This is a genomic window from Acinetobacter sp. ANC_7655 (assembly GCF_056784015.1).
This window is the reverse complement of sequence record NZ_JBWYJB010000004.1, coordinates 62,208-88,069: the sequence shown is the minus strand read 5'-3', so window position 1 is coordinate 88,069 and position 25,862 is coordinate 62,208. Positions and strand designations below refer to the sequence as shown.

At 38.3% G+C, this 25,862-nt stretch carries 24 protein-coding genes; 16 read left to right on the top strand and 8 right to left on the bottom strand.

Features of this window, described 5'->3' with window-relative positions:
• Window positions 1–92: 92 nt before the first annotated feature.
• From AC1M9N_RS06770 to AC1M9N_RS06730, 9 genes are all read left to right on the top strand, one after another.
• Complete coding sequence (locus AC1M9N_RS06770) at window positions 93–1,118, top strand: substrate-binding domain-containing protein (protein WP_179997953.1); 1,026 nt, start codon at window positions 93–95, stop codon at window positions 1,116–1,118.
• Window positions 1,119–1,217: 99 nt separating this feature from the next.
• Entirely contained in the window at window positions 1,218–2,597 is a 1,380-nt protein-coding gene (gene pstC, locus AC1M9N_RS06765; RefSeq protein ID WP_481595950.1) for a phosphate ABC transporter permease subunit PstC, read from the top strand.
• Window positions 2,597–3,985, top strand: a complete 1,389-nt coding sequence (pstA, locus tag AC1M9N_RS06760; RefSeq protein ID WP_481591394.1) for a phosphate ABC transporter permease PstA — start codon at window positions 2,597–2,599, stop codon at window positions 3,983–3,985. The genes pstC and pstA overlap by 1 nt, the downstream gene beginning before the upstream one ends.
• A 12-nt stretch (window positions 3,986–3,997) precedes the next feature.
• Window positions 3,998–4,921, top strand: a complete 924-nt coding sequence (gene pstB, locus AC1M9N_RS06755) for a phosphate ABC transporter ATP-binding protein PstB (protein WP_035267112.1) — start codon at window positions 3,998–4,000, stop codon at window positions 4,919–4,921.
• A gap of 116 nt (window positions 4,922–5,037) precedes the next feature.
• Complete coding sequence (locus AC1M9N_RS06750; RefSeq protein WP_481954485.1) at window positions 5,038–6,084, top strand: M20/M25/M40 family metallo-hydrolase; 1,047 nt, start codon at window positions 5,038–5,040, stop codon at window positions 6,082–6,084.
• A gap of 230 nt (window positions 6,085–6,314) precedes the next feature.
• The gene (purL, locus tag AC1M9N_RS06745) at window positions 6,315–10,148 is read left to right on the top strand and encodes a phosphoribosylformylglycinamidine synthase (protein ID WP_481954484.1); all 3,834 of its coding nucleotides are present in this window, start codon (window positions 6,315–6,317) and stop codon (window positions 10,146–10,148) included.
• A gap of 104 nt (window positions 10,149–10,252) precedes the next feature.
• Entirely contained in the window at window positions 10,253–10,426 is a 174-nt protein-coding gene (locus AC1M9N_RS06740) for a hypothetical protein (RefSeq protein ID WP_481954483.1), read from the top strand.
• A gap of 41 nt (window positions 10,427–10,467) precedes the next feature.
• On the top strand, window positions 10,468–10,992 hold the full coding sequence (locus tag AC1M9N_RS06735; RefSeq protein WP_481954482.1) for an abortive infection family protein: 525 nt from the start codon (window positions 10,468–10,470) through the stop codon (window positions 10,990–10,992).
• 276 nt (window positions 10,993–11,268) lie between these two features.
• Window positions 11,269–11,391 carry a KGW motif small protein gene (locus tag AC1M9N_RS06730; RefSeq protein WP_481954481.1) on the top strand — a complete coding sequence of 41 codons (123 nt, stop codon included), beginning with the start codon at window positions 11,269–11,271 and terminating at the stop codon, window positions 11,389–11,391.
• A gap of 88 nt (window positions 11,392–11,479) precedes the next feature.
• Here the strand turns inward: AC1M9N_RS06730 and AC1M9N_RS06725 are convergent, their stop codons facing one another.
• Window positions 11,480–11,956, bottom strand: a complete 477-nt coding sequence (locus AC1M9N_RS06725; RefSeq protein WP_481954480.1) for a hypothetical protein — start codon at window positions 11,954–11,956, stop codon at window positions 11,480–11,482.
• A gap of 699 nt (window positions 11,957–12,655) precedes the next feature.
• On the opposite strand from AC1M9N_RS06725, the gene AC1M9N_RS06720 reads away from it, so the two are divergent.
• Window positions 12,656–12,877: a hypothetical protein gene (locus AC1M9N_RS06720; RefSeq protein WP_481587768.1), complete on the top strand. Its 222-nt coding sequence runs from the start codon at window positions 12,656–12,658 to the stop codon at window positions 12,875–12,877.
• A gap of 122 nt (window positions 12,878–12,999) precedes the next feature.
• Here AC1M9N_RS06720 and AC1M9N_RS06715 read toward each other — a convergent pair whose 3' ends face one another.
• A complete protein-coding gene (locus AC1M9N_RS06715) occupies window positions 13,000–14,742 on the bottom strand; it encodes an FAD-dependent monooxygenase (protein ID WP_481954479.1) in 1,743 nt (580 codons plus the stop codon).
• A 159-nt stretch (window positions 14,743–14,901) separates the two neighbouring features.
• Here AC1M9N_RS06715 and AC1M9N_RS06710 point away from each other — a divergent pair, with 159 nt between their 5' ends.
• On the top strand, window positions 14,902–15,810 hold the full coding sequence (locus tag AC1M9N_RS06710; protein WP_481954478.1) for a LysR family transcriptional regulator: 909 nt from the start codon (window positions 14,902–14,904) through the stop codon (window positions 15,808–15,810).
• The gene (locus AC1M9N_RS06705; protein WP_092767083.1) at window positions 15,803–16,120 is read left to right on the top strand and encodes a YqfO family protein; all 318 of its coding nucleotides are present in this window, start codon (window positions 15,803–15,805) and stop codon (window positions 16,118–16,120) included. Before AC1M9N_RS06710 ends, AC1M9N_RS06705 begins: the two co-directional genes overlap by 8 nt.
• Here the strand turns inward: AC1M9N_RS06705 and AC1M9N_RS06700 are convergent.
• The 4 genes from AC1M9N_RS06700 to AC1M9N_RS06685 form a co-directional block, all read right to left on the bottom strand.
• Entirely contained in the window at window positions 16,069–17,139 is a 1,071-nt protein-coding gene (locus tag AC1M9N_RS06700) for a helix-turn-helix domain-containing protein (protein ID WP_481954477.1), read from the bottom strand. The two genes, AC1M9N_RS06705 and AC1M9N_RS06700, sit on opposite strands and share 52 nt — an antisense overlap.
• A gap of 180 nt (window positions 17,140–17,319) precedes the next feature.
• Entirely contained in the window at window positions 17,320–18,336 is a 1,017-nt protein-coding gene (locus AC1M9N_RS06695) for a DUF6670 family protein (RefSeq protein ID WP_481954476.1), read from the bottom strand.
• 159 nt (window positions 18,337–18,495) lie between these two features.
• Window positions 18,496–19,245, bottom strand: a complete 750-nt coding sequence (locus AC1M9N_RS06690; protein WP_092767080.1) for a nitroreductase family protein — start codon at window positions 19,243–19,245, stop codon at window positions 18,496–18,498.
• 56 nt (window positions 19,246–19,301) lie between these two features.
• A complete protein-coding gene (locus AC1M9N_RS06685) occupies window positions 19,302–20,102 on the bottom strand; it encodes an enoyl-CoA hydratase-related protein (protein WP_481954475.1) in 801 nt (266 codons plus the stop codon).
• A 103-nt stretch (window positions 20,103–20,205) separates the two neighbouring features.
• Here AC1M9N_RS06685 and AC1M9N_RS06680 point away from each other — a divergent pair, with 103 nt between their 5' ends.
• Both AC1M9N_RS06680 and AC1M9N_RS06675 read left to right on the top strand, forming a co-directional pair.
• Window positions 20,206–20,787 carry a nicotinate-nicotinamide nucleotide adenylyltransferase gene (locus AC1M9N_RS06680; RefSeq protein ID WP_481954474.1) on the top strand — a complete coding sequence of 194 codons (582 nt, stop codon included), beginning with the start codon at window positions 20,206–20,208 and terminating at the stop codon, window positions 20,785–20,787.
• A gap of 32 nt (window positions 20,788–20,819) precedes the next feature.
• Complete coding sequence (locus tag AC1M9N_RS06675) at window positions 20,820–21,377, top strand: YceI family protein (RefSeq protein ID WP_481591406.1); 558 nt, start codon at window positions 20,820–20,822, stop codon at window positions 21,375–21,377.
• A 27-nt stretch (window positions 21,378–21,404) separates the two neighbouring features.
• On the opposite strand, the gene AC1M9N_RS06670 is transcribed toward AC1M9N_RS06675, so the two are convergent.
• Complete coding sequence (locus AC1M9N_RS06670) at window positions 21,405–22,286, bottom strand: LysR family transcriptional regulator ArgP (RefSeq protein WP_481614022.1); 882 nt, start codon at window positions 22,284–22,286, stop codon at window positions 21,405–21,407.
• Window positions 22,287–22,387: 101 nt separating this feature from the next.
• On the opposite strand from AC1M9N_RS06670, the gene AC1M9N_RS06665 reads away from it, so the two are divergent.
• Entirely contained in the window at window positions 22,388–22,990 is a 603-nt protein-coding gene (locus AC1M9N_RS06665) for a LysE/ArgO family amino acid transporter (protein WP_481613993.1), read from the top strand.
• A 131-nt stretch (window positions 22,991–23,121) separates the two neighbouring features.
• On the top strand, window positions 23,122–25,278 hold the full coding sequence (locus AC1M9N_RS06660; RefSeq protein ID WP_481954473.1) for a TonB-dependent receptor: 2,157 nt from the start codon (window positions 23,122–23,124) through the stop codon (window positions 25,276–25,278).
• A gap of 56 nt (window positions 25,279–25,334) precedes the next feature.
• Here AC1M9N_RS06660 and AC1M9N_RS06655 read toward each other — a convergent pair whose 3' ends face one another.
• On the bottom strand, window positions 25,335–25,796 hold the full coding sequence (locus tag AC1M9N_RS06655; RefSeq protein WP_481954472.1) for a peroxiredoxin: 462 nt from the start codon (window positions 25,794–25,796) through the stop codon (window positions 25,335–25,337).
• Window positions 25,797–25,862 lie beyond the last annotated feature (66 nt).

The window sequence follows — 25,862 nt, the reverse complement described above, 5'->3', positions numbered from 1 at the left end:
ATTATCAAATCAAAATGCATGTATCGAAATAAGTACAATACTTCAATAAAAAGTAGCGTACTCCAAATTTGCATAAATTGAGAGATAACATGATGCGCTTTACAAATATTGCAATTGCATTAGCACTTTCTGGGGCAGCTGTAGCAACAACCGCAAATGCAGCACGTGACACAATTCAAATTGCGGGTTCTTCTACAGTATTGCCATATGCAAGTATTGTGGCTGAAGAATTCGGTAATAACTTCCCTCAATTTAAAACACCAGTAGTTGGTTCAGGCGGTTCGTCGGGTGGTTTAAAACAATTTTGTAATGGTGTTGGCGACAATACGATCGATATTGCTAACTCATCTCGTGCAATTAAATCGAGCGAATTGGCTGAATGTAAGAAAAATGGCGTTAACCAAGTATTAGAAATTAAAATCGGTTACGACGGTATCGTATTTGCTTCAAATGCTAACAAAGCAGCTTATAAATTACGTCCACAACATGTATTTGCAGCTTTGGCAGCTGAATTGCCTTCAAACGGTAAAATGGTAAAAAACCCATATACACGTTGGAATCAAATTGATAAATCATTACCAAATGAGCCAATCACGCTTGTAATCCCAGCTTCGAATCATGGTACACGTGAAGTCTTCCAGGAGAAAATGGTGGACGCTGGTTGTGAATCGTATGCTGCTATTAAAGCTTTAGATAAAGATGCCAAAAAGAAAGCTTGCACAACGTTCCGTAAAGATGGTCGTGTTGTGGAAATTGCGGGTGACTATACAGAAACACTTGCACGCTTAAAAACTTCTCCAAGTGCTGTTGGTGTGTTTGGTTTAGGTTTCTATGATCAAAACCGTGACCGTTTACGCGTTGCAACTGTGAACAATGTGGCACCGTCTGAAAACACGATTTTAAATGGTTCTTACCCTGTATCACGCCCATTATTCTTCTATGTAAAAGGTGAACACTTGAAATCAATCAAAGGTTTACCACAGTTTACTGAATATTTCTTAAACAAGCGTGTTTCAGGTAAAGGTTCTAAGTTAGAAAAAGCGGGCTTAATTTCACTCTCTGACAAAGAGCGCGCATCAATTTTGGCAAACTTTAAAGCAGGTAAAGCTGTTAAGTAATCAAACGACAAACTAATGGCAGGAATTATCCTGCCATTGGTTTTTTCATTGAAAAAAGTTTTTTCAAACCATGAAAATTGAAAAGACAGTGGAGAATACATGAATCTGCTACTTATAGGTGTGTTACTGGCGATCATCGCCATTGCCTATCAAATCGGATTACGCAAAAGCCGTAACTTAGCAGGTCAGGGAAATAACTCTGCCGCTTTGCATTCACGTCCTGGTTACTATGGGGCATTAGTTGCGTTGTGGTGTGGTATCCCTGCATTTTTAATTTTGATTGTTTGGAACTTGGTTGAGCCAACGATCTTGGAGCAGGTGGTGCTTAATCATTTGCCACAGGATATTAAAGCAAGTCTAGATCCAGCAAGCCTAAACGTAGTTGTTGACCGTGTTCAAGCGATTGCGTCCGGATTTGGTGTCAGTGATACAGCAACGTCCTATGAAGTTGCAGCTGCAGAGCAACTGAGTAAATTTTCAACTATTGCCTCTTTTGCAAAATTAGCAGTTGTCATTTGCGCTGCATTGGCAGGTTTAGTATGGGCAAAAAAAAGAATTAGCCAAGATTTTAGAGCGCGTAATCAGGTCGAGAAAGTCATCAATGTTGGCTTAGCTTTATGTTCTGGTGTAGCAATTCTTACAACACTTGGAATTGTAATGTCGATGTTTGGAGAAGCGATGCGCTTCTTCAGCTTTGTTAATCCTTTTGATTTCTTCTTTGGAACAGAGTGGAACCCGGGTTTCAGTACTTCGGGAAGTGCAGAAGGAAGCTATGGTTTACTTCCATTGTTGTGGGGTACGCTCATGGTCAGTGGGATCGCACTATTGGTTGCTGTACCAGTAGGTTTAATGATCGCGATTTATTTGGCTGAATATGCTTCTCCTCGCTTCCGTTCTTGGGCAAAACCGACCATTGAAGTTTTAGCTGGTATTCCAACGATCGTTTATGGTGTATTTGCACTCATGATTATTGGCCCATTTATTAAAACTGTAGGGGCAATGGTTGGAATTGATATCAACGCAACGAGTGCGCTCACTGCAGGTTTTGTCATGGGAATCATGATCATTCCTTTTGTGTCTTCTTTATCTGATGACATTATTACTCAAGTGCCTCGAGCATTACGTGATGGATCTTTAGGATTAGGGGCGACCAAATCTGAAACGATTCGTAAAGTGGTCATTCCAGCAGCGTTGCCTGGCATTATTGGTGCATTTTTATTGGCTGCTTCCCGTGCAATTGGCGAAACTATGATCGTAGTTCTAGCAGCTGGTAACAGTCCTCTTTTACACGCAAATCCATTAGAAGCTGTTTCGACCGTAACGATTACGATTGTTAATCAATTAACAGGTGATACTGACTTTGCAAGTCCGCAAGCATTAGTAGCTTTCGCACTAGGACTTACATTGTTTGTGATTACTTTAGGTTTGAACATTGTTGCACTTTACATCGTGCGTAAATACCGTGAGCAATACGACTAATGAGTACTTCTAATCCTAATACTCTCGAGACAGTTGATTCAGCAACAGCTGAGCAGCTTAGAGAAAAGCGTAAGAAGACTATTCAGAATTCTTTAGCTAAACGTCATCGTAAAGAAAAGACGTTCCGTTTCTTCGGTTTTTCAGCAGTGATTGCTGGCTTATTCTTCGTAGTATTGCTATTCGGTAGTATTTTAGCGAAAGGCTTGCCTGCTTTTTGGCAAAGTAGCATGAATTTGCCAATCTATTTCGATCCAAAAATTATTGAAGTTGGTCCAAAACCTGTACTGGCTGAAGGTGAGAATCCAGCTCAGTATGAAGAACGCTTTATTGAGTGGCAGACTGAAGTTGGCATGGTGGATTGGGATGCATTGATCATCAATGCAATGATCAAACAAGATCCTCAACTTGAAGCACAACGTGATGATTTAAGCTATATCTATACGAGCTCTGAAGCATATCGTATCCGTGATATGGTGATGAATGATCCAAGCTTGGTTGGTAAAACAGTCGATGTAAAAGTCCTTGCTGATGCAAATATTGATGTGTGGCTTGCAGGTAATATTGATCGTTCTTTGCCAGATGAACAGCAACAACTTAGTCCTGAGATTCGTCAAATTGCTGATGAACTCAAGGCTAAAGGTGTCATCGAAAATTCATTTAACACGAATATTTTCACGAGTCCTGACTCTCGTAGTTCACCAGCGACATCTGGTTTAGCTGGTGCATTCATGGGCTCATTGTTCATGATGTTGATTGTAATCTTTATTTCGATTCCAATCGGCGTTGCATCTGCGATCTATCTTGAAGAGTTCGCACCAAAGAACTGGATTACAGATATTGTAGAAGTCAACATCAATAATTTAGCTGCTGTTCCATCGATTGTATTTGGTTTGCTTGGTGCTGCAATTTTTATTGGTTGGATGCATTTACCATTATCTGCTCCTTTGGTGGGTGGTCTTGTGTTAAGTTTAATGACATTGCCAACGGTGATTATTACGACACGGGCTTCTTTAAAAGCCGTTCCACCTTCGATTCGCCAAGCTGCATTAGGATTGGGTGCATCAAGACTGCAAACTGTTTTTCATCACGTTCTACCTTTGGCATTACCAGGTATTTTAACAGGTGCAATTATTGGTGTGGCTCAAGCATTGGGTGAGACTGCGCCGTTGTTGTTGATTGGTATGAGTGCTTTTGTAGCCAGTGTTCCAGCAAGTCCATTTGATCAATCTACAGCGCTGCCTGTACAGATTTTCTTGTGGCAGGGTAATGAACTTCGTAACTTCTTTGAAGGTCGTACTGCTGCAGCCATTATTGTTCTCCTTGCGATGATGATTAGCTTAAATAGTTTAGCGATCTGGTTACGTAAGAAATTTGAAGTCCGTTGGTAGTCGGAGCAAAATATGAATACAGTAACTTCGCAAGTAACTCAAAATTCCTTAAAAAAGGATCAATCAGTGAATTCAGATCAAACACAATTTACATCTCAAGATGCAAATCAAAAAACGTCAACTTCGTTTGTTTCACAATTTGACACGCAAAGCGAAAATAAAAAAGAAGCTAAATCGGATGTTGTAAAATTGAGCACAACTGATGTTCACGTTTATTATGGTGAATCTGAAGCGATTAAAGGTATTGATCTTAATATTTACCAAAATGAAGTGATTGCTTTTATTGGTCCATCTGGATGTGGTAAGTCAACATTTCTACGTACTTTAAATCGTATGAACGACACGATAGATAGTTGTCGGGTAACGGGTAAAGTCATGTTGGATAATCAAGACATTTATGATCCTAATCTCGACGTAGTATTACTACGTGCGCAAGTGGGTATGGTGTTCCAAAAGCCAAACCCATTCCCAAAATCAATTTTTGAAAACGTTGCATACGGACCTAAACTTCATGGTTTAGCACGTGACAAATACGATCTAGAAGAGATCGTTGAAAATAGTTTACGTAAAGCGGGTTTGTGGGATGAAGTTAAGGATCGTTTGAATCAGCCTGGAACTGGTTTATCAGGCGGTCAACAGCAACGTCTGTGTATTGCTCGAACTATTGCAGTTTCGCCAGAAGTGATTTTAATGGACGAACCTTGTTCAGCACTTGACCCGATTGCGACGGCTAAAGTTGAAGAGTTAATCGCTGAGCTTTCAACACAATATACTATTGCAATTGTTACGCACTCAATGCAACAAGCTGCACGTGTATCAGACCGTACTGCCTATTTCCATTTAGGTGATTTGATTGAAGTGAATTCGACAGAAAAAGTTTTTACGCAACCTGATCATCAATTGACTGAGGCATATATTACGGGTCGATTCGGTTAATTAAAAATTTAGCAACATAAATAGAAAGAGTCTTCGGGCTCTTTTTTTATTACAAAAATCTGTGGATATAATAAGGTTATTCTCTAAAATGGAATTCTTAATAAACTGATATCCACATGACAATGAAAAAAATACTTTGTTTAACAGCATTAATGACCAGTATTTTTATGTTGAGTGCTTGCTCACATACACCAAATCAAAATCAACAAGTAACTACTAAAAGCAATACTTCGAATTCGATCGAACAACGTCTCATGAGTCATCTTAGCGCCTTAGAAAATATTGCAGCAGCTCATGGCGGTAATCGCGCAGTTGGAACGGATGGTGGTAAGGCTACTGCAACTTACATTATTGCAGAGGCAAAAAAAGCTGGTTTACACGCTCAGATGTTGCCATTTGAAAATCGTAATAATCTCGTAGGTCAAAATATTATTATTGAAATCAAAGGTAAAAATCCTGATTTAGCTACGATAATCGGTGCGCATTATGATTCTGTGACCACAGGGCCTGGGATCAATGATAATGGTACAGGTGTAGCCGTTCTATTAGAGCTATTACAACATTATTCAAAATCTGAAAATCATCCTCAAAATACAATTTACCTTGCATTTTGGGATTCTGAAGAAGATGGTATCGGAGGTTCGCAAGATTTTGTTGCTAAAATGACACCTGAACAGCTGAAGGGAATAAAGGCTTATATTAATGTTGATATGGTCGGTACAAAAAATCCGAATATTTTGGTTGCTGATGTAGATAAATCTTCATTAAAAGATTTAGAAGCCCAGTTTAAGTCTGCTGGATTATCTGAATCTGACTATAAACCAATGATTGATGGTTTAAAGTCTTTACCTAGTCATCAAGGGGATACTGCGCTTGAAGAACATTTAAAATCATTCTTTAAAGCAAAGAACTTAACCATCAAAGAAGACATTACCACTTTAACAGCAAGTGACACAGCACCATTTCTAGGAAAAGTGCCGGTCACATCGATCATTTTATTTAATGAACAAGAACGTCCAGGTGCAAACGAGGGCGAAATAATTTTAGATTTTGCACCATGTTATCACCAAGCTTGTGATAGCAAGGATTTAGTTGATCCAAAATCTATGATTATGGCTCTAGAGGCGATTCAACATCTGTTAAAAGTCACCAACACTCAATAGTTGAGATGATTAAAGAATTATTTAGGTGTATCTCATTTGAATTGCATCATAGGGTGCAATTCAATTTTTTTTACTGAATAAAAAAGATTTATTCGTAAACTCGATCGAAAATATGTCTTAAAGCAGTTTTGCTATCTAGCTGAATTTTGCAATACACAGTAGAATATGCGCTCTCTTCAAGTCACATTGTGGCATGGTTCAAAAGACCATCCCGTGGAGCCAAAATCAGCATGTTTATCGTGGCCGGTGCACCAGCACACTCTTCTTTTAAGCAAACGCAACTATTAACTCGTTTACAGTCAATTAGTTCGGTTCAATCAATAGAAAGTCAATGGGTTTATTTATTCGACCAAGCGCTCAACGAGCAACAACAGCAATCCGCTTTACAGCTTCTAAATGATGGTGCGTCATTTGAATTACGCCAAGCAGCCACAGATGAGATTCAAATCTTAGTCACTCCACGCGTAGGCACAATTTCGCCGTGGTCTTCAAAAGCGACCGATATTTTCGCGAACTGCAACACACCGGTTCATCGTCTTGAACGCGGTGTTTTGTTTACTTTGAAGGGTGTAAAAGACGTTTCAAATGAAATTAAGCAAATTCTGCATGACCGAATGACAGAAAGTGTTTTCAATCAAATTGACGATGCTGCTGCTTTATTCACTGAAACTGAGCCAAAACCGCTGAACTCGATTGATATTCTAGGTCAAGGTAAAGAAGCGCTCGTTAAAGCAAACTCTGAATTTGGTTTTGCTTTATCGGATGAAGAAATTGATTACTTAACTGATGCATTTATCAAGTTAGGTCGCAATCCGCATGACATTGAACTCATGATGTTTGCACAAGCGAACTCTGAGCATTGTCGTCATAAAATCTTTGGTTCAGAATGGACAATTGATGGTGAAGTCCAACCATTGTCATTGTTCCAAATGATTAAAAATACCTATAAAGAATCACCTACAGATGTATTGTCAGCATATAAAGACAATGCTTCAGTGATTGTTGGTTTTGATACGCAACGTTTTTATCCGAAAAAAGATGAAAACGGTCATTATGTTTATAAATATAAGAGCCAAGCTGCCCACATCTTAATGAAAGTGGAAACCCACAATCATCCTACAGCGATTGCACCATTTGCAGGTGCGGCAACAGGTTCGGGCGGTGAAATCCGTGATGAAGGTGCAACAGGTCGTGGTGGTAAGCCAAAAGCAGGCTTAACAGGTTTCACTACATCTAACTTGAATATTCCAGGCTTCGAACAGCCATGGGAAGAAAACTACGGTAAACCATCTCGTATGGCATCTCCACTTCAAATTATGATTGAAGGTCCATTGGGTGGTGCTGCCTTTAACAACGAATTTGGTCGTCCTGCGTTAAATGGTTACTTCCGTACATTCGAGCAAAATGTAAATGGAGATGTAAAAGGTTTCCATAAGCCAATTATGATTGCTGGTGGTTACGGTAACATCCGTCCTGACCATGTTGAAAAAGATGCGATCCAACCGGGCGATTTATTGATCGTGCTTGGTGGTCCTGCAATGCTCATCGGTCTTGGCGGTGGTGCTGCTTCTTCTGTAGATAGCGGTACAATGGGCGAGAACTTAGACTTTGCTTCTGTACAACGTGAAAACCCAGAAATGGAACGTCGTTGCCAAGAAGTCATTGATACCTGCTGGCGTATGGAAGACCACAACCCAATCGTGTCTGTACATGACGTGGGTGCAGGTGGTATTTCAAATGCGATGCCTGAACTGGTAAATGACCACGAATTAGGTGCAAAACTTGATCTTCGTAAAGTACCATCATTGGAGCCAGGTATGGCGCCAATGGAAATTTGGTCAAATGAAGCGCAAGAGCGTTATGTATTGGCGATCCGTCCATCTTCATTAGAATTATTTGAATCAATCTGTGCGCGTGAACGTTGTCCGTTTGCCGTATTAGGTGAAGCGACTGAAGCGCGTCATTTAACGGTTGAAGATCCTTTGTTTGGTAACAACCCAGTTGATGTACCAATGCAAGTGATCTTAGGTGGTACGCCACGTATGAGCCGCGCTTATGACTGTATCGAACGTCACGGTGATGATTTTAATGCGGCTAAAGTGACTGATCTTAAAGATGCGATTTACCGTGTGATTAAGAATCCAACAGTTGCGTCTAAATCATTCTTAATTACCATTGGTGACCGTTCAATTACAGGTATGGTTGCACGTGACCAAATGGTTGGTCCATGGCAAGTGCCTGTAGCGGATGCTGCGGTAACAACAACAAGTTTAGTGGGCTACACAGGCGAAGCAATGGCAATGGGTGAACGTCCACCTGTAGCATTGTTAAATCCTGCGGCATCTGCACGTTTAGCAGTGGCTGAGTCAATTACGAACATCATGTCTGCAAAAATCGAGAAAATCAGCGACATTAAATTGTCTGCGAACTGGATGGCAGCAGCAGGTCAAGTAGGCGAAGATCAAGCATTATTCGAAGGTGTAAAAGCCATCGGTATGGAAATGTGTCCTGCGCTTGGTATCGCAATTCCTGTAGGTAAAGATTCTTTATCGATGCGTACGACTTGGAATGACGAAGGTGAAGATAAGTCTGTAACTTCTCCAATGTCAGGTGTGATCACAGCATTTGCACCAGTGACTGATGTGCGTAAGACATTAACACCAGAATTGAAAAACTTAGATTCAGTACTTGTACGTATTGATTTGTCTAAAGGTCAATTCCGTCTAGGTGGTTCGATCCTTGCGCAAGTGTATAAAGCAATTGGTTCTGTAACGCCTGACGTAGATAGCTTCGATGACTTCAAAGCATTCTTTGCATTGGTGCAAGATTGGAACAACCGTGGCTTAATCAAGGCTTACCATGACATCGGTGATGGTGGTTTAATCGCAACTGTTGCAGAGATGATGTTCGCTTCACGTTTAGGTGTGGCTTTAGAAGATCAGTCTGTAGCAAGCTTATTTGCTGAAGAAATTGGTGCGGTATTACAAATTGCTAAAGCAGACTGGGATGCACTACAGGCTGAAGTTGCAGCATCAAGTTTAAAAGATGCGATCAGTGTCGTTGGTACAGTGAATACTACTGATACGCTAACGATCAATGGTTTAATGCTTGATCGTGTTGAACTGCAACAAGCGTGGACTGAAGTGTCACATCAGATTCAACGTTTACGTGACAACGTGGAAACTGCAGATCAAGAATATAGTTTAATTGCGAATAAAGATCATAAAGGTCTTATTGCAAAAGCGACATTCGATTTGAATGAAGAAGTTGAAGCACCGTATATCAATACACGTCGTCCGAATATGGCAATCTTGCGTGAGCAGGGTGTAAACGGTCATGTCGAGATGGCAGCTGCATTCGATAAAGTTGGTTTCAATACGATTGATGTCCATATGAGTGACCTACTTGCTGGTCGTGTAAGCCTTGATGAATTTGAAGGTTTGGTGGCATGTGGTGGTTTCTCTTACGGTGACGTTTTAGGCGCTGGTGGTGGTTGGGCGAAGTCAGTATTATTCAATCCTAAACTTCGTGATCAATTTGAGAAATTCTTTAACCGTCAAGAAACGTTCTCACTCGGGATCTGTAACGGTTGCCAAATGTTGTCTCAATTGGCTCCACTCATTCCAGGTGCTGAAAACTGGCCACGTTTCCATCGTAATGTATCAGAAATGTTTGAAGCGCGAGCTGTAAACGTTCGTGTTGAAAAATCTAAATCTGTACTGTTAGAAGGTATGGAAGGTTCGATTTTACCAATTGCTGTGGCGCATGGTGAAGGTCGCGTTGTTGCAGCGGACAGCTCTATTGCTGCATTGAATGCGGGTAATCAAGTGACTTTACGTTATGTTGATAGCCAAGGTAATCCAACTCAACATTACCCATTGAACCCGAACGGCTCACCTGAAGCAATTACAGGTGTGACTTCAACTGATGGTCGTGCAACGATTATGATGCCTCATCCAGAGCGTAACTTCCGTGCGATTCAGCACTCTTGGAAACCTGAAGATTGGGATCAAGATGGTGCATGGTTACGTATGTTCCGTAATGCTCGTAAGTTTATTGGTTGATTAAATCAATAGATTGAAAAAGCCACCATAAGGTGGCTTTTTCATAAGTAAATTATTGTTTTGAAGATGTAGAATTGAGTTGAAAACAAATAAAGAGTTCTCAAATGTCTGGTTTAATTGAAAAAGTATTACACTTGCGTGAATTGCTAATAGCTAGGGCTACAGATAGTTATGAAAAAGGTGCTTCAGAGGCATTTAAAGAGCTTAGAAAAGAATTGCTGATAAAAAAAACCTCTATGGATATATTCCATTTATTGTTAAAGATACAAATACCTTAGATGAGTTTGAAGCGAGAATTAAATGGGATTTTAAATCTTATGTGGAACGTGAGAATTATATTTATTCAGAATTTAAAGAGTTATTGAATGTTTTACAAAGACGAAATACTTCTCCCTTAGATCAAGTAGTGGAGTTGAGAATTAACGAATTAAGTTCTGATTATATTCATCAAATATGGCAGAAAGCATTAGAGCGGAGAGTAACTGATCCTGATGGTGCTATTACATTAGCAAGGACACTTTTAGAGTCGACTTGTAAATATATTCTTGATGAACATCAAGTTGACTATGGAAATGCACCTGATATTAATCAACTGTATAGATTAGTCAGTAAAGAATTAAATTTAGCGCCTTCTCAACACACAGAACAAACTTTTAAACAGATTCTTGGAGGATGTAGTTCAGTGATTGAAGGCTTAGGATCATTGAGAAACAAAGTAGGGGATGCACATGGTCAGGGCAAAAAGAATTTTAAGCCTGCATCGCGTCATGCTGAATTGGCAGTCAATTTAGCTGGATCAATGTCGGTTTTTTTATTTTCAACGTGGAGCTTAAAAGATAAATAATGAATAAATTTATTAATAAAAAGCATTGTTAAATAGTATCTTAAATTTACCTTATGGAAAAATAAATGTAGATTCGCTAACATGAGCTTATTCGGCCACCATTTTGGTGGTTTTTTCTTTTATAGATTTGGTTTCAAAATCTTTCTCCCACTGGACTTGGTTTGGTTTTTGCTTTTATATAGAGGTTAGGACAAGTGTATTTATTGGACATATAGCTAACCATAATAAGTAAGAATTTAATGTGGTTCGTTTTTAACTCAGGTATGAGGTGACGATATGACCAAAACAATGATGATACTGAACAAACACGAGTTGAGGCAAAAAGGCTGGAAGCTATTCGCTTTTGTGACCAGTCTTCAAATCCTATTTTTAATTGCAGGTTATTTCTTAACTGCGTAAAAAAAAGCCACCTTAAGGTGGCTTTCTTTAAATTCGAATTTAAAGCTCAGTTAATGAATCTTTAAGTTGATGCTGATAGAATAAATGATTACAAGCTACGACATTGTCCTTCTTTGTCCCCCTTAACGCGGTTTTGTCCGCCTTTTGGAGTTTGGCTATTTGACTCACATTTTAAATTACCATCGACCTGATTTGCAGTAACCTGAATGCTTGAACGATTTTCTTTAAGTTCAATATTGCCATCTACACGGTTATTGTGCAGTTGGATCGTTTTACCTTTTTCAAGTTGAATATTGCCGTCAATGCTATTGTTTTTAGCCGTCACTTGACCAAAATTTCCTTTAGATTCGAGGTTACCGTCAATCGTGCTATTTAAAATAGTTGCTTGCGCATTTGAATAGAGCATTACATTGCCTTTGACCGTAACTTGATCAAGCGTACATGGTTGTTTCACTTTTATATTGTCATCAATGGTTTTATTCTTAATTACACCGTTACAATTAAAGTCAGCGAGCGCTGGAACAGACACACCTAAAAGTAGGGATGATAAAATTAACTTATTCATTTTAAACTCCTTTCATTATAATATGTTCATAATTGAACCATGTCATGATATGAAAGAAATGTGACAATCCTTTGAATACTCAGCTAATTTTTTTGCTTTAATGATAATTTGTATAAATAAAACTTAATAATGACTATTTTGTTCAATAACGGAATATATCCAAACAGTCACTCACAAGTAGTGAGGCAGATTTTTATCAAAAGCCCTCTATAAGTTAATTCTACTATTTCAATAAACAATTAAATAAAGAATTTTGTAGAGTAAAATATTTTTTAAATTGTTGAATTTATATGAATAATATATTTGGAGCTTAAAAATACCTAATTAAACTGAGTAACTATTATTTAACTTTAAAACTCAATCGAGTCATCAGATTGTTCGTGGTTTTAATGTTTTATAAATTTTAGATTTTAGAATAGTCACTATGAAAAAAATATTGATCTTAACAGGCTTGGCACTTATGTGCAGTCATGCTTATCCAACAAATATTACAGTTGATAAACTGATGAATTTAAATTCTTTAAACTGTCAAGCGTCAGCGCAAATCTTTCAAATTTCAAATGATCTTAATGAACAAAAAAGCGTGGAATTAAGGTAAATCAGACAAACCACGAATTAAAATTAGCCCATAATATTTATAAGGGTGTTTATGCTTATAAGAATTATAAAACCAAACATATGGTTCAAGATGATTTTGCTGTGAACTTTAAAAAGTATGGTGTGCGAGTCATCAAAATTGCATTTCAAGCAATTAAAACTTCAGAGAGTGAATCAGGCGCTTATTATTTTATTTTTCAAGGTCACCCATCGACTGTACTTTATCAACTGAAAAAATACTTTGGCGAGAAGTGGATTAGTGAGCTGAGCTTGGATGAAACACCTCAGGGAAATACCAAGTTAAGCTGTGTGTATATAGGATGAAGGAAGTCAAATAAACATATCTAACAAATTTCGACCATGATCATAAGACACTTTGTTTATTAATCCTGACGTTAGCCAAAAAATTCAGCAGAATAAAGCCACCTAACGGTGGCTTTATTCGTTTAAACAGTAAGTTGGATCTGTTTCAGAACTGCTCTCAAAGTATTTTCAAAATCAAAAGATTCATTTGTACTGTCTTGATAACGCCAAGCAACATAGCCATCTGGACGTACTAAAACAGCACCAGATTCATGAATTTCAGACTTCGCATTCCATGTACCATAGACATCACGATAATCTCTTGAACCGATTTGAATGACATCTAAATACTCAAGATTAAGCTGTTCAGCAGCTTGTTTCCAGCCTTTGCCTGACAGGCCAGTGAGTAAGGTAAAACGACCTTTGCCCGTAATATCTAAAGTTGAAACTTTTTGACCTTTAGCATTGATGAGCCAAGTATGCGGTACTTTTGCTCCTGGGCGTGTAGTGGCTTGAAGGTAAAGTTGTTCATCTTGTTTAAAGACTTCAGGTTCTGATTCAGAGATGACCACATTTGAGCTATAACGCTGATTCAGTTCAACACCTTGAGCATTAAATTCAAAATTTTTAATTGCTAATGCATTGTAGAGTTTTGTACGTATTTCAGCGCCTTGTTCATTTTCAGCAAAAATACGCTCCAGCATTTGCTTTTGGGTTGTTACACCTTGATCAAAACCAAAAACTTCTTTGAGGTGTTTATAATCAAATCGTGATTGGTTTGCTCGCGCAACAATTTGCTTACCTACAGGCGCACGTTCAACGGTATAAGAATCGAGAAGCGTAGGTTGAGACCAACCTTTAACTGCATATGCAAGTTTCCAACCGAGATTAAAGGCATCTTGCATGCAGGTGTTTGAGCCTAGACCACTTGATGGTGGGTGACGATGCACTGCATCACCACCACAGAATACACGACCTTTCGAATATTCAGTTGCCCATGTTTGGTTCACGTACCAATAAGACAATTTTTGAATTTCAACATCTTCAACATGCTCACCAACGAAAGCATCTAAACGTGCACGAACTTGCTCTGCAGTCACTTGAGGCTCGCCCTTAGAAATATCGAAGCCCCAACCCATAATCCACTCATTCCATGGGGTGATGGCACGCAATAGCCCCATACCTAAATCACCAAAACTTGCTTCAGGATTGACTATCCATTGCAAAATAGCAGGGCGGTGCTGAACATATTTAGATAAGTCCGCCTTAAAGGTCACATACACTGTACCAGCTCGCGCCATAACGCCTTCAAGTGGTAATCCCAATTGTTCGACAACTTTTGAACGTGCACCGTCCATTCCCACCAAGTATTTTGCACGTAAACTAAATTCGGTATTGGTAATATGATTGAGGAATGTTGCAGTCACGCCGTGTTCATCTTGTACGTGAGATAAATATTCAGTATTGAAGTTAAAAATAGCGCCACGCTTAGCCGCATTTTTAACGAGCAGCGCTTCCATTTTAGGTTGGATAAGATCCACTAAAGGGCATGGACTTCCTTTGATATAATCGCCATGACGCTCATCACCTGTGCCCCAAGCACTGATACGGGCAATTTCTTCGCCGACTAAACTGGTTGTGATCAGGCTTTCACCCATGTGTTCCCAAGGTGTTGCGATTTCCTTCACCTGTTCTTCGATACCTAAATCACGGAGGACTTCCATGGCACGTTGATTAGTAATATGTGCACGAGGACTGTTGGCTAACCAATTAAACTGGGTAAACAATTGAACTTTGACGCCATAATTGGCAAGGGCAAGCCCCAGAGTTGAACCAGCAGGACCAGTACCAATGACAAGAACATCAGTGTCAAAATGTTGAGACATGCTTTTTCCTAAATGAATTGAATACATGGGGAGAGTTTTTGAATTGAGTCAGTCTAGAAAAAAAGTGCAGTGATCTATAGTCGTATTCATATAAACTATCGATCTATATAAAATTCAAAGTAATGAACGTGCACTTATGCACGATGGGCTGATTGAGATATGGAATTACGACATTTACGGTATTTTATGACTGTTGCTCAAGAGCAAAGCTTTACTAAAGCTGCCGAAAAGCTCTATACCGCACAACCATCACTCAGTCAGCAAATTAAAGATCTTGAACAGGAAGTCGGTGTTACTTTATTTGATCGGACCACTCGTAAAGTCAAACTGACTGATGAGGGGGAAGCATTTTTAAAATACGCAGCTTTGACGCTGGACAATGCCAAGCAAGCTGTAGCTGCAGCTAGACAGGTCGCTCAGCAAAAGAATAATCAGATTCACATTGGATTTTTGAATGTGGCTGAACTGAAACTGATGCCTAGCATTCTGGCACAGTTAAAAAAGAATATTCCAAATCTTAAAATTCATTTACACAGTTTGACTTGTACTGAGCAAATACAAAAACTTAGAAATGCTGAACTTGATATATGTTTTACTCGATACAAAATGGATCATTCAGATTATGAAGATATCCATATTTTGACAGAACAAATTTATTTGGTGGCTGCAGACAATCTTCATCCTTCAGAACGGACATTGAAACTACAAGAATTAAAAAATTCATCAGTCATTATGTGTGAACAAAATGCTTCACCAATATTCTATGACAAATTAAATGTTCTAGTTCCCTTCGAAAAGATGGATGATCAAATGCTGTGGGTGACTAATGTATTACAGCATATCAATCTGATTAATTTGGGAATGGGCTTTAGTTTTGCTCCCGAATACCTCCTGAAGTTTTTAAATCATAATATCAAAATTGTGAAAACAGATGAGCAATTACCACAGCTTGGTCTATATGCGAATTATCATCGTCATTCAAACAATATTGCATTGAAAATGATTACTGAAGCCCTTATGCAAATGACAACAGAGCGGAAAAGAGTGGAAGAGGTTATTCATGCTTAAACTGATCTATTTTGTACCAGAATCACATCTAGAGTTGACGAAACAGGCAGTATTTGAAGCAGGTGCAGGCGGGATCGGTGATTATGAGCAATGCGCTTGGCAGGTCAAGGGCTTAGGTCAATTTAAACCTGTCAATGGGGCTCAACCATTTATAGGTCAAGTCGGAGAGCTTGAACAAGTTGAAGAGTGGCGTGTAGAAACTATTGTGCCTGAAGATAAAGCCATAGAAGTGGCACGTGCATTAAAAGCCAGTCATCCTTATGAAGAACCAGCTTTTGAATTCTTACACATTATCTCTATTGACCCATGATCGGTTGAATTTTGTATGCGCTGACGATACGAGGATGGAGATTCTCCTGTCCAATATTTGAAGGCTCGAGAAAAGGCTGATGGCTCTGAAAACCCTGTTAAATAGACAATTTCATCATGTTTGAGTGCGGTTTTCGCTAGTAACTGACGAGCAAGTTTTTGTCTGAATGACGTTAGAACATTCTCGTAATTAGTTCCAATATCTTTGAGTGAAATTTGGATTTTACGCGGGGAGAGTTTAAGAATTCTTGCGATATCTTCTAGAGCGAATTGTCTTAATTTTAGTTGTTCGCCTAAAGCCTCTTCAATTTGAATGACTAGTTCATGTTTATCTACAAGTTCAATGTGCTTCTCAATGATAGCTTGATGTAACAGAAATAAATCAGGCTGAGCAGACGGAGAGGCATATTCTAGAATTTCTGCTTTGAATTTTATACAACCATAAGGCTGATTAAAATAAACTGGGCAATGCCATAGCTCATGATATAAGTCCTGAAATTCTGTATTGTCGTAGCTGAGCCAAATTTCTTGTGCTTGAAATTTTCCCTGACTGATATAATCAAAAAAAGATAAAACAATGGTAATCGTACATTCTAAATAATGACGGACAGGGTGATGAAAACCTTTTAGGGTAACGGTGTCATCTCCTATGTGAAGTTCAATATCCAATCCTGTAGTGAAATATTGATAGTATTTCATTGCTATTTTTAATGCATCGCCAAAATTTGCACTACTTAAAAAAATGTATTCAAAAAGTTGACCACGAAAAGTGGGGAGATGGTGACCGACAGTTAAACCAATATTGGAATTTTGTGTAATAACTTCTGTGAGTTCCCAGAATTTTTTTTGAACACGATTGTCATATCTTAAATCGCGTTGAGGATAGTCGATTGGATGTTGTAACGCATTTAATTGCGAAAATATTAAATCCACATCAACGCCCATATTTTGCATTGTCTCGTATACCATGCTTGGAAAAATACCAGCATCGGTTCTGATTTTACTTTTTCTTGCGCTCATACCGATATTCAAGACTCAAGTCATGCATTGGAAAAACTAAGGATGCTCTATCCTCAGTTTAAAATGCTGAAATTATAATGTTGAAATGAGTTTAGAAATAATTTGAATGAATGAACATGTCTTTAAATGTCAAAGCCCCATCTCATGAGGCTTAATTATTGAAAGTTTATTTTGAAGCGCTTAATTGCTTATAGGATCAATATACTCAATATAACCTCGACCCTGAATATGCTGACCTTTGAATTGACCTGAATATTGGTAACTACCTGCATAACCGCCAGCCATACCATATTTAAAGTCGCCATTGGCCTTGCCATAAATAGAAATCAAAAGATTGCCTTGATCATCATTGACTTGCCATTCAAAGACTCGAGGTAAACGCATTTTAATGCCATTTGGTGTAGTTACAGGTTCAGGCTCATATTCATGCACGACAGATTTAAGCCCTCGTTCGTATATTCCTCCATGATGATCTACAGAACGAACGTAAACACGACTTTGCAAAACTAAACCCATTGGACCATGAGTGTCCACAAATAAGACTTGAGTGTGGTTATTAATATTTAAGATTTGATAAGTAAAAAATCGAATGGGAATGTTGATATTGACACCACGTGCATATTCGAAGGTGCATAGACCTTGAACCTGAGTTTTCTGCCCATCGAGTTCTAAATATCCTTGGTACTCACAAAGCAGTGACCAATGTTCATACATGCTTCCGGCGAGTTTAACGAAATGTGCGATTTTATCAGTCGCTTTTAATTTAAGTTCATAATTGAAAGCATGACCTTGGCGAGTTGCTTTAATGTCTGGGTAGTTAACCTCTATAACTAAGTCATTACCGAATTTGAGATATTGACCATTAGTCGCCAGTAAACATTCATGCTGTATACTATATCCAGAAAATAAATTAGGCTGCGTTGCAGCAGTACCAATTAATAGATTTGCGGTATCTAAATCTGAAGTTTTTATTAAATGAGAATTTCTGAATATTTTAACGAGAGGTTGTCCTGCAACCACAATCATATTTAAGAAGTTGAATGGGGCAGGTAGATTGGGAATCATGATCCCGTAGTGTACACAGGTATATTTTCCGAGAGGTGTGTGGATCGCAGTGTTTGCATCAAAAGCTTGACCATTTACTAGAGCTGAATGATCTATATGTTTAACAATGCTTGAGGGAAGTTTAATTTTCATCTTATTCTCAATTAATATTTTGGCTTAAAATCATTTTTGGAAAAATACAATCAAAAATATAAATCGAGATAAAAGAAAAAAATTGACACTACAAACAGTAAGCAATTGTTTGAAGTGTCAACACGAAAAATAAGTCATCAAAAATGTGTGATATTACATTTAAACTTTTTGAATAAATAAGTCTCGATCGAAACGATATTGTGGGAAGAACACACCATCTTCAGCACGCTCTCCCGCACCAATGACCATAATTGGAAACTCTTTAGCATTGAGCCCCAATGTTTTACATACTAAAGGTTCGTCAAAACCTTCCATCATACAACTGTCGAATCCATAAGCTCTGAGCGCGAGTACAAGATTTTCGCAGGCTAAAGCTGTTGTCTTCGCTGCCCAAAGTTTGGCATCCGCAGGTGTAAAAGCGGTAACAGGCATTTGTTTGTCAAAAGTACGTGCTACTTTGAAAGTTACTTTCTTAAAGTTACCAATTGCATTTAAGTAACCCGTTTTATAATTCAGTGGAATATAGGTGTAATATTTTTTGACGAGTGGAGGAATCTCAGGAAATGGAAATTCTTGAATATTCAGCTTTGCCATTTCATTAATTCGATCTGTACGTGCGACACAGACAATCAATTCAGCCGCTGTGCGCGCAGCCCATTGATTTAGACACGCTTTTACAATCTTTTGTTTCTTTTCAGGATTTTGGACAACATAAAAAGTCCAAGGTTGTAAGTTAGATGAATTAGGGGCCAAGAGTGCTAAATCTAAACATTGATCGAGGATATCAGACGGTATAGGTTTTCCTGTAAACTTCCGAACAGATCGACGACTGGTCACGACCTTTTTGAAATTTTCAACATCAATGCCTTGTGGTGCAGGTTCGTAGTAGCGTTTTTTTTCAGTCGTCATGATCCATTCCTTAGATAGAGAGTATTCACCGAGTCGTGAGACTCGGATCTTTTAGCTTAATTAAATTGTGTGAAATCAGGTTTACGTTTTTGCATAAAAGCTTGTACAGCTTCCATCATTTCTGGAGAGCCGACGCGCCCCATAAAGATTACTGCTTCATGATCAATCCAGGACACGATTTCATCAACATCATGTTTCATTAAGGCTTTAGATTGCACGAGAGAAGCAAGTGGTAGTGAAGCCAGTTGAGTGGCTTTTTGAGCGGCAGTTGCATAAACGTCAGATTCAATACTGTTGATCAAGTTTGCAGCCAATGCTTTTTCACTGTCGAATTTATCAGCAGTTAATAAAAGTTCTGCTGCTTTCACATGACCTGCTTGACGTGCTAGTAATTTACTAGATGCGCCTTCAGGTGAAAGACCTAAGCTTACAAATGGAATTTGGAACAAAGCAGTGTTATCTGCATAAACTAAGTCGCTATGCAATAAGATCGTTACGCCAATTCCAATTGCCACACCACGTACCGCAGCAATCAAGGGTTTGGAAAATTTAGCAGCAGATTTTAACAGTACGAAAGGAGGACCATCTTCTGGGCGAATTTGATCTTTCATCGCCGCAGATTTCATGAAGTCTTGCATATCATTACCAGCACTGAAGTCTGCATCTTCGCCACGTAAAATGACCACACGAACGGATTGCTCTTTGTCTGCTTCATCAAAGGCTTTGGCGATCCATAGGTATAATTCGCCGTATAATGCATTTTTGGCTTTAGGACGATTAATCGCCAAGGTCAGCACACCATCTTCTAATTTTGCATTTAAATGCTCATGAGGTTGTTGAATACAACTTAATGACATCGTACTATCCTTGCTTTCAATTAATATAGATTTTATGAAATCTATTATGTCGTATTCTGGCGAAGAGTGACATAACTGATCAGTTCATAAACGTGACTTGGCGATGAATTATAAATTTGATTATTTGGTTTATATCGGACGTTTTCAGCCTTTTCATTTGGCACATATGGAAACCATTAAAATTGCGCTAACGCATAGCCAGAATGTTATTTTAGCGCTTGGTTCTGCTCAATTAGAGCGGAATATAAAAAATCCATTTTTAGCCATTGAACGTGAACAGATGATTTTGTCTAACTTTTCTCCTGATCAACAGGCAAGAATCAAATTTGTACACGTCATTGATGTTTATAATGATAAAAAATGGCAAAAATTGGTCAAATCTTTAGTGGCGAGTGTAGTACAGCCAAATGATCAAGTTGGCTTAATCGGTCACTTTAAAGATGACTCATCCTATTATCTAAAATTTTTCCCAGAATGGGAGATGTTGGAACTTGATAGTTTAAAAGGTGCAATTTCTGCAACACCACTTCGCGAAGCATACTATCGGGGGGAAATTATGGAAAAAGAACTTCCCCACGGAACCATTCATTTTTTACAAGCGTTTCAAAATTCAGAAATTTACCAACAACTTAAAACTAAATACCAACGTCAAGACAGTACAAGTTTGAGTGCATCAATTGAATGATTGTGTTTAACACAAGAAAACCGAGGGAAATCGTGCGTACTATTACACAAATGAGTTTGGCCACAGTGCTATTGTCTGCTTCTGTTTTTGCTCAAGCGCAAACATGGACACTATCACCTAGCAGTAAGATCAGCTTTGATATCCGATCTGCAGGAATGTCGATTGTAAATGGGCAATTTCAAAAGTATCAATCACAGATGAATTTTGATCCGGCACAGCCTAATCAAGGTTCAGCTAAATTTGTGATGGATGTGAATAGCCTTAAACTGAGCAAAAACTCTTTAAAGGATATGGTCTTTGGTGACAGTTTCTTTCATGCAAGCAAATATAAAACTGTGACCTTTCAAAGTAATCAAATTCGTGCTTTAGGAAATAATAAATACAAATTTGATGGACAACTCACTATGCGTGGTGTGACACGTCCAGTTTCATTTGAGACAACTTTAACTCCAAATGCATCGAATCCAAATGTGTTGAATGTACAATCTTCAACAGTCATCAACCGTAGTGATTTTGGTATGCGCAAAGCGATTGGTGGAATTGGCGAAAAAGTGAATATCAAGCTTGAAGGGCAATGGAAAGCCAACTAAATCGATAAAAAGAAAGCAGTGATTCAATCACTGCTTTTTTAATGTCATGAGTATGTCAGTAATATGTTTGAGTTGTGGGGACTGCTGTTTCCAATGATGCCAATATAGATCAACGTCTTGTGTTGCCTCAGGCAACAAACAAATCAATTGTCCTTGATCGAGTAAGTCTTGAATTTGCAGTTCAGGCACCATGCCATAGCCTAAACCGAGTTGGATTGCATCGACAAATGACTTTGAGGAGGGGACATAATGATATGGATAACTAGATTGCGGTAATCCAAATTGATTGAGTAGAACCGTTTCATGTAAATGATCTTTATCATTAAAGATGACCGCAGGCGCACAGCGAAAGGAATCGCGATTTAGTCCGTTTTTAAACCATGCTAATTTGAATTCTGGCGTACACACCATTTGATAACGCATCGTGAACAAAAATTCTGAGTGGCAACCTGTCATGGGTTGGGATTCAGCGCTTATACATGCATTTACATAGCCTGATTCCATTAATTGATGCGTATGATCCTGATCATCTATTCGAAGTTGTATTGTGATTTTATGCTCTATTAACTTTTCAGCAATCGCAGGCAAAAGCCAAGTTTCTAATGAATCTGCATTCGTTCCAATGATAATTTTATAAAACTCAGAATTTTGACTTTTTCCCTGAATAAGCTGCAGAACATTTTCTTCTTGACGCTTTTGCCTTAATAAATGTTCAAGCAATATTTCACCTGAATGTGTCACACGACAAGGTCGTTCTCTCAGGATTAATGTTTGCCCAATCTGCCGTTCTAATTGTTGGATTCGAAGAGTAATTGCAGCCGCAGAGAGACAAAGCTTTTTAGCAGCCAGATCAAAACTTCCAGTTTCCGCCACGGTGATAAACGCGACACAGTCTTTATAATTGAAAATCATGATTTAATAAAACTTAATGAACTTAATATTAATTTAATAATACTCAATTTAAGATTGAATTGTTCATAATCCGCCTAATGATAAATATTAGGTGTTTTATGTCTTTATTCGTACTGTTTAATGGCTTTGTAACGAGTTTAAGTTTGATTATGGCGATAGGTGCTCAGAATGCTTTTGTGCTTAAACAGGGCTTAAAAAAAGAATATGTTTTATCCATTTGCCTCATTTGTGCCTTTTCAGACTCACTTCTAATTTTGGCTGGCGTATTTGGATTTGGGAAGTTTATCTCAGGCCATCCACAAATAATGACGTATGCACAATGGGGTGGTGCCGCATTTCTAGTGGTATATGGTGCCCATCATTTTTATCAAGCATTTTCGACCAAAAAATCGATGTGTCTTGATCATCATACGGCTGTTTCATGGTTTAAAATTATTCTCTTTTGCTTGGCATTCACATGGCTGAATCCCCATGTGTATCTAGATACTGTCGTGCTTGTAGGCGCAATATCGACGCAATTTGAAGATCACTTATTATCGTTTGCCATAGGTGCGATCACGGCATCATGGTTATTTTTCTTTAGTTTGGGTTTTGGTGCGCAATATCTATCAGCTTACTTTCACAATCCCCGCGCATGGCAAGCCTTGGATATTTTGATTGCTCTAATCATGTGGTACATCGCCTATAACTTAATTATATGAATATTGATTAAATAAATTCCTCTAAAGCTTGTACGTCGTTAGATAACAACATTTAATGAACAAAAACTCACATAAAGATAATAATGAGAATCATATAATAATGATTCTCATTATTATTAATTGTTCCGAAAATGAAAAATTACAGTATCAAATTACTCTCTCAATCTGTAAGTGTTCTTATGATGAGTGGCGGTATAGCGACTATCACATGGGCAAATGATCAAAACCAACTTCCTACGATTACAACACAAGCTGAAGCGATAAATGCATATGCAGATGGAAAATTAAGCAATGTATCTAAGTTGGGTGCTTTAGGTGAAAAAAAATTAATCGATACACCATTCACTGTAACGCAATATGAGGAGCAATTAATACGAGAAAGACAGGCATCCACCGTAGGTGATGTTTTAAAAAATGATGCCAGTATTCGACTGACGACAAATCAAGGTCATTTAAACGAAAACTTCAAAATTCGTGGTTTTGACTTAAATCATGAGGATATGAACTACAACGGATTTTATGGTGTTGCACCATACGGAAAAGTGCCGACTGAATTTTTAGAATCAGTGACAGTTTTGAAAGGACCAAATGCAATTGTCGCTGGTATGGCACCGAATGGAGGCGTTGGTGGTGTGGTCATTGCCAACTCTAAACGCGCTGACAAAGACATCACAAGACTAAACACAGAATACCAAGATGGCGGCTACTATCAATCAGGTATTGATGTGTCAAGACGATTTGGTGCAAACCGTGAGTTTGGTGTCCGGGTCAATGGTACATATGGTGATGGTGAACATATCATTAATGATATGAATGATCGCCTAGTTCTTGGTTCCATCGCTGCGGATTACACCACGGATAAACTTAAAATTAATTTTGATAGTTATGCTATTAAGCAAAATCGCGATGGTGGGTCACCGACAATGGTTGCACTGGGTGGAAAAGATACAGTTAACAAAGTCATTGCACCGCCTAAAGGTGGCCAAAACTATTTTCCGTGGTTAGAAGGGAATTCTGACAGTAAATTTGCTAGCTTATCAGGTGAATATCAATTTACTCCCTATTTGAAAACCTTTGCTGGTCTAGGATATGCTGAAAAATCATATGATGGTCATTTATTCGGTACACGAATGATCGTAAAGAATGAAGACGGCGATGCCTCTTCACAATATTACCGAGTGGGTGCAAATGAAAAAAATAAAACAGCACACATTGGGGTTGAAGGAAAATTTGATACTGCTGGAATACAGCATAATGTTGGATTGCGTGCAGATTATTTAAATAAAAAATCGGATCAACATAAAGGACGTGGAGCTCCTCCTGTAGATTTTAACACCAATCTTTATGACCCAAGTAAAGAAGGCAATATGCCTTTACAGCGTCCAGAAATTGCACCTTTAGCAGATAATAAGTACATCAGTTATACATTGACTGATCAAATTTCATTATTGAATGATCAGCTTCAATTGATTGTAGGCGCTCGTTATCAAGATATTGAAACGAATAATTTACAGACCAAAAAAAATTACCAAGAAGACCGTATTTCACCAAGTTTAGGGATCGTCGTTAAACCTTTTGGTGAAGACTTGTCACTATATGCAAGCTATGTAGAAGGGTTATCAGAAGGATCGACCGTTGATAATGTCAATGATGCAAACGACAAAGTCACTTTTGCGCCGTTTGTGACGAAGCAATATGAGTTAGGTGCAAAACATCAGCATGGAACTTGGCTGAATACGCTGGCACTTTATCAAATTGAAAAACCAAGCACGATGAGCAAGTCGATTGAACCTTATACAGAAAATGGTGTAACAATTAATCAAATTACAACAGATGGTGCTGAAACTCGATCACGCGGCATTGAGTGGTCATTTTCTGGAGCGATTACTGAAGATTTAAACCTAATGGGAAGTATGGCTTATATTGATGCAAAATATTCCAAAGCTCAAATGAATCAAGGAAATCAAGTTTTTGGTGTACCTGATTTTACTGCAACGCTTGGGGTGGATTATGATGTCCCACAACTCGAAGGATTAAATTTAAATGCCAGAGCAAGTTATGTCAGCGAACAGTATTTAAATGATACCAATACCTTGCAACTTCCAGATTATACCGTCATCGATCTAGGTGCACGTTATAAGACCAAGCTTGGTGGCGTGAATACGACGTTCTTAGCTAATGTTGATAACATTACAGATAAAAAATATTGGGAAGGTGCTTTTAACTCGAATTATGCGCTGATTGGTGGATCAAGAACTTATAAACTTGGCGTAAGCTTTGATTTCTAATTGTAGTTAAAAAAAATTATAAGTAGATGAAACCCACGTCAATCGTGGGTTTTTTATTAGTTTTGCAAAGCTTTTAAATCTTCAAGCACTTGTTCAGCATGCCCTGCAGCTTTGACTTTACGATATTCTTTAACGAGTTTTCCTTGATGAAAAATAAAAGTTGAGCGCTCAATCCCCATCACTTTTTTTCCATACATATTTTTCTCTTTAATCACATCAAAGTGTTGGCAAAGCACTTCTTCTTTATCGCTAATCAAATCAATTGTTAAAGATTGCTTTTCGGTGAAGTTTTGATGGGCTTTCACTGAGTCCCTAGAAACACCGAAAATAGTGGTATGAAGCGCATCAAACTGATCTTTCAAACATGAAAAAACAACAGCTTGCGTTGTACACCCAGGCGTTGAATCTTTTGGATAAAAATAAATGATGAGCCAATCTGTATTCAACTCAGTTAAATTCACAGAACCTGTAGTCGTTAGGAATGTTTGATTGGGTAAACTAATCGTTTCCGTAGACATTATATTTTCCTCAAAATTTGTCACTACATTTATAGGGGAATTCAAAAAAAATAGCCACACGAGGTG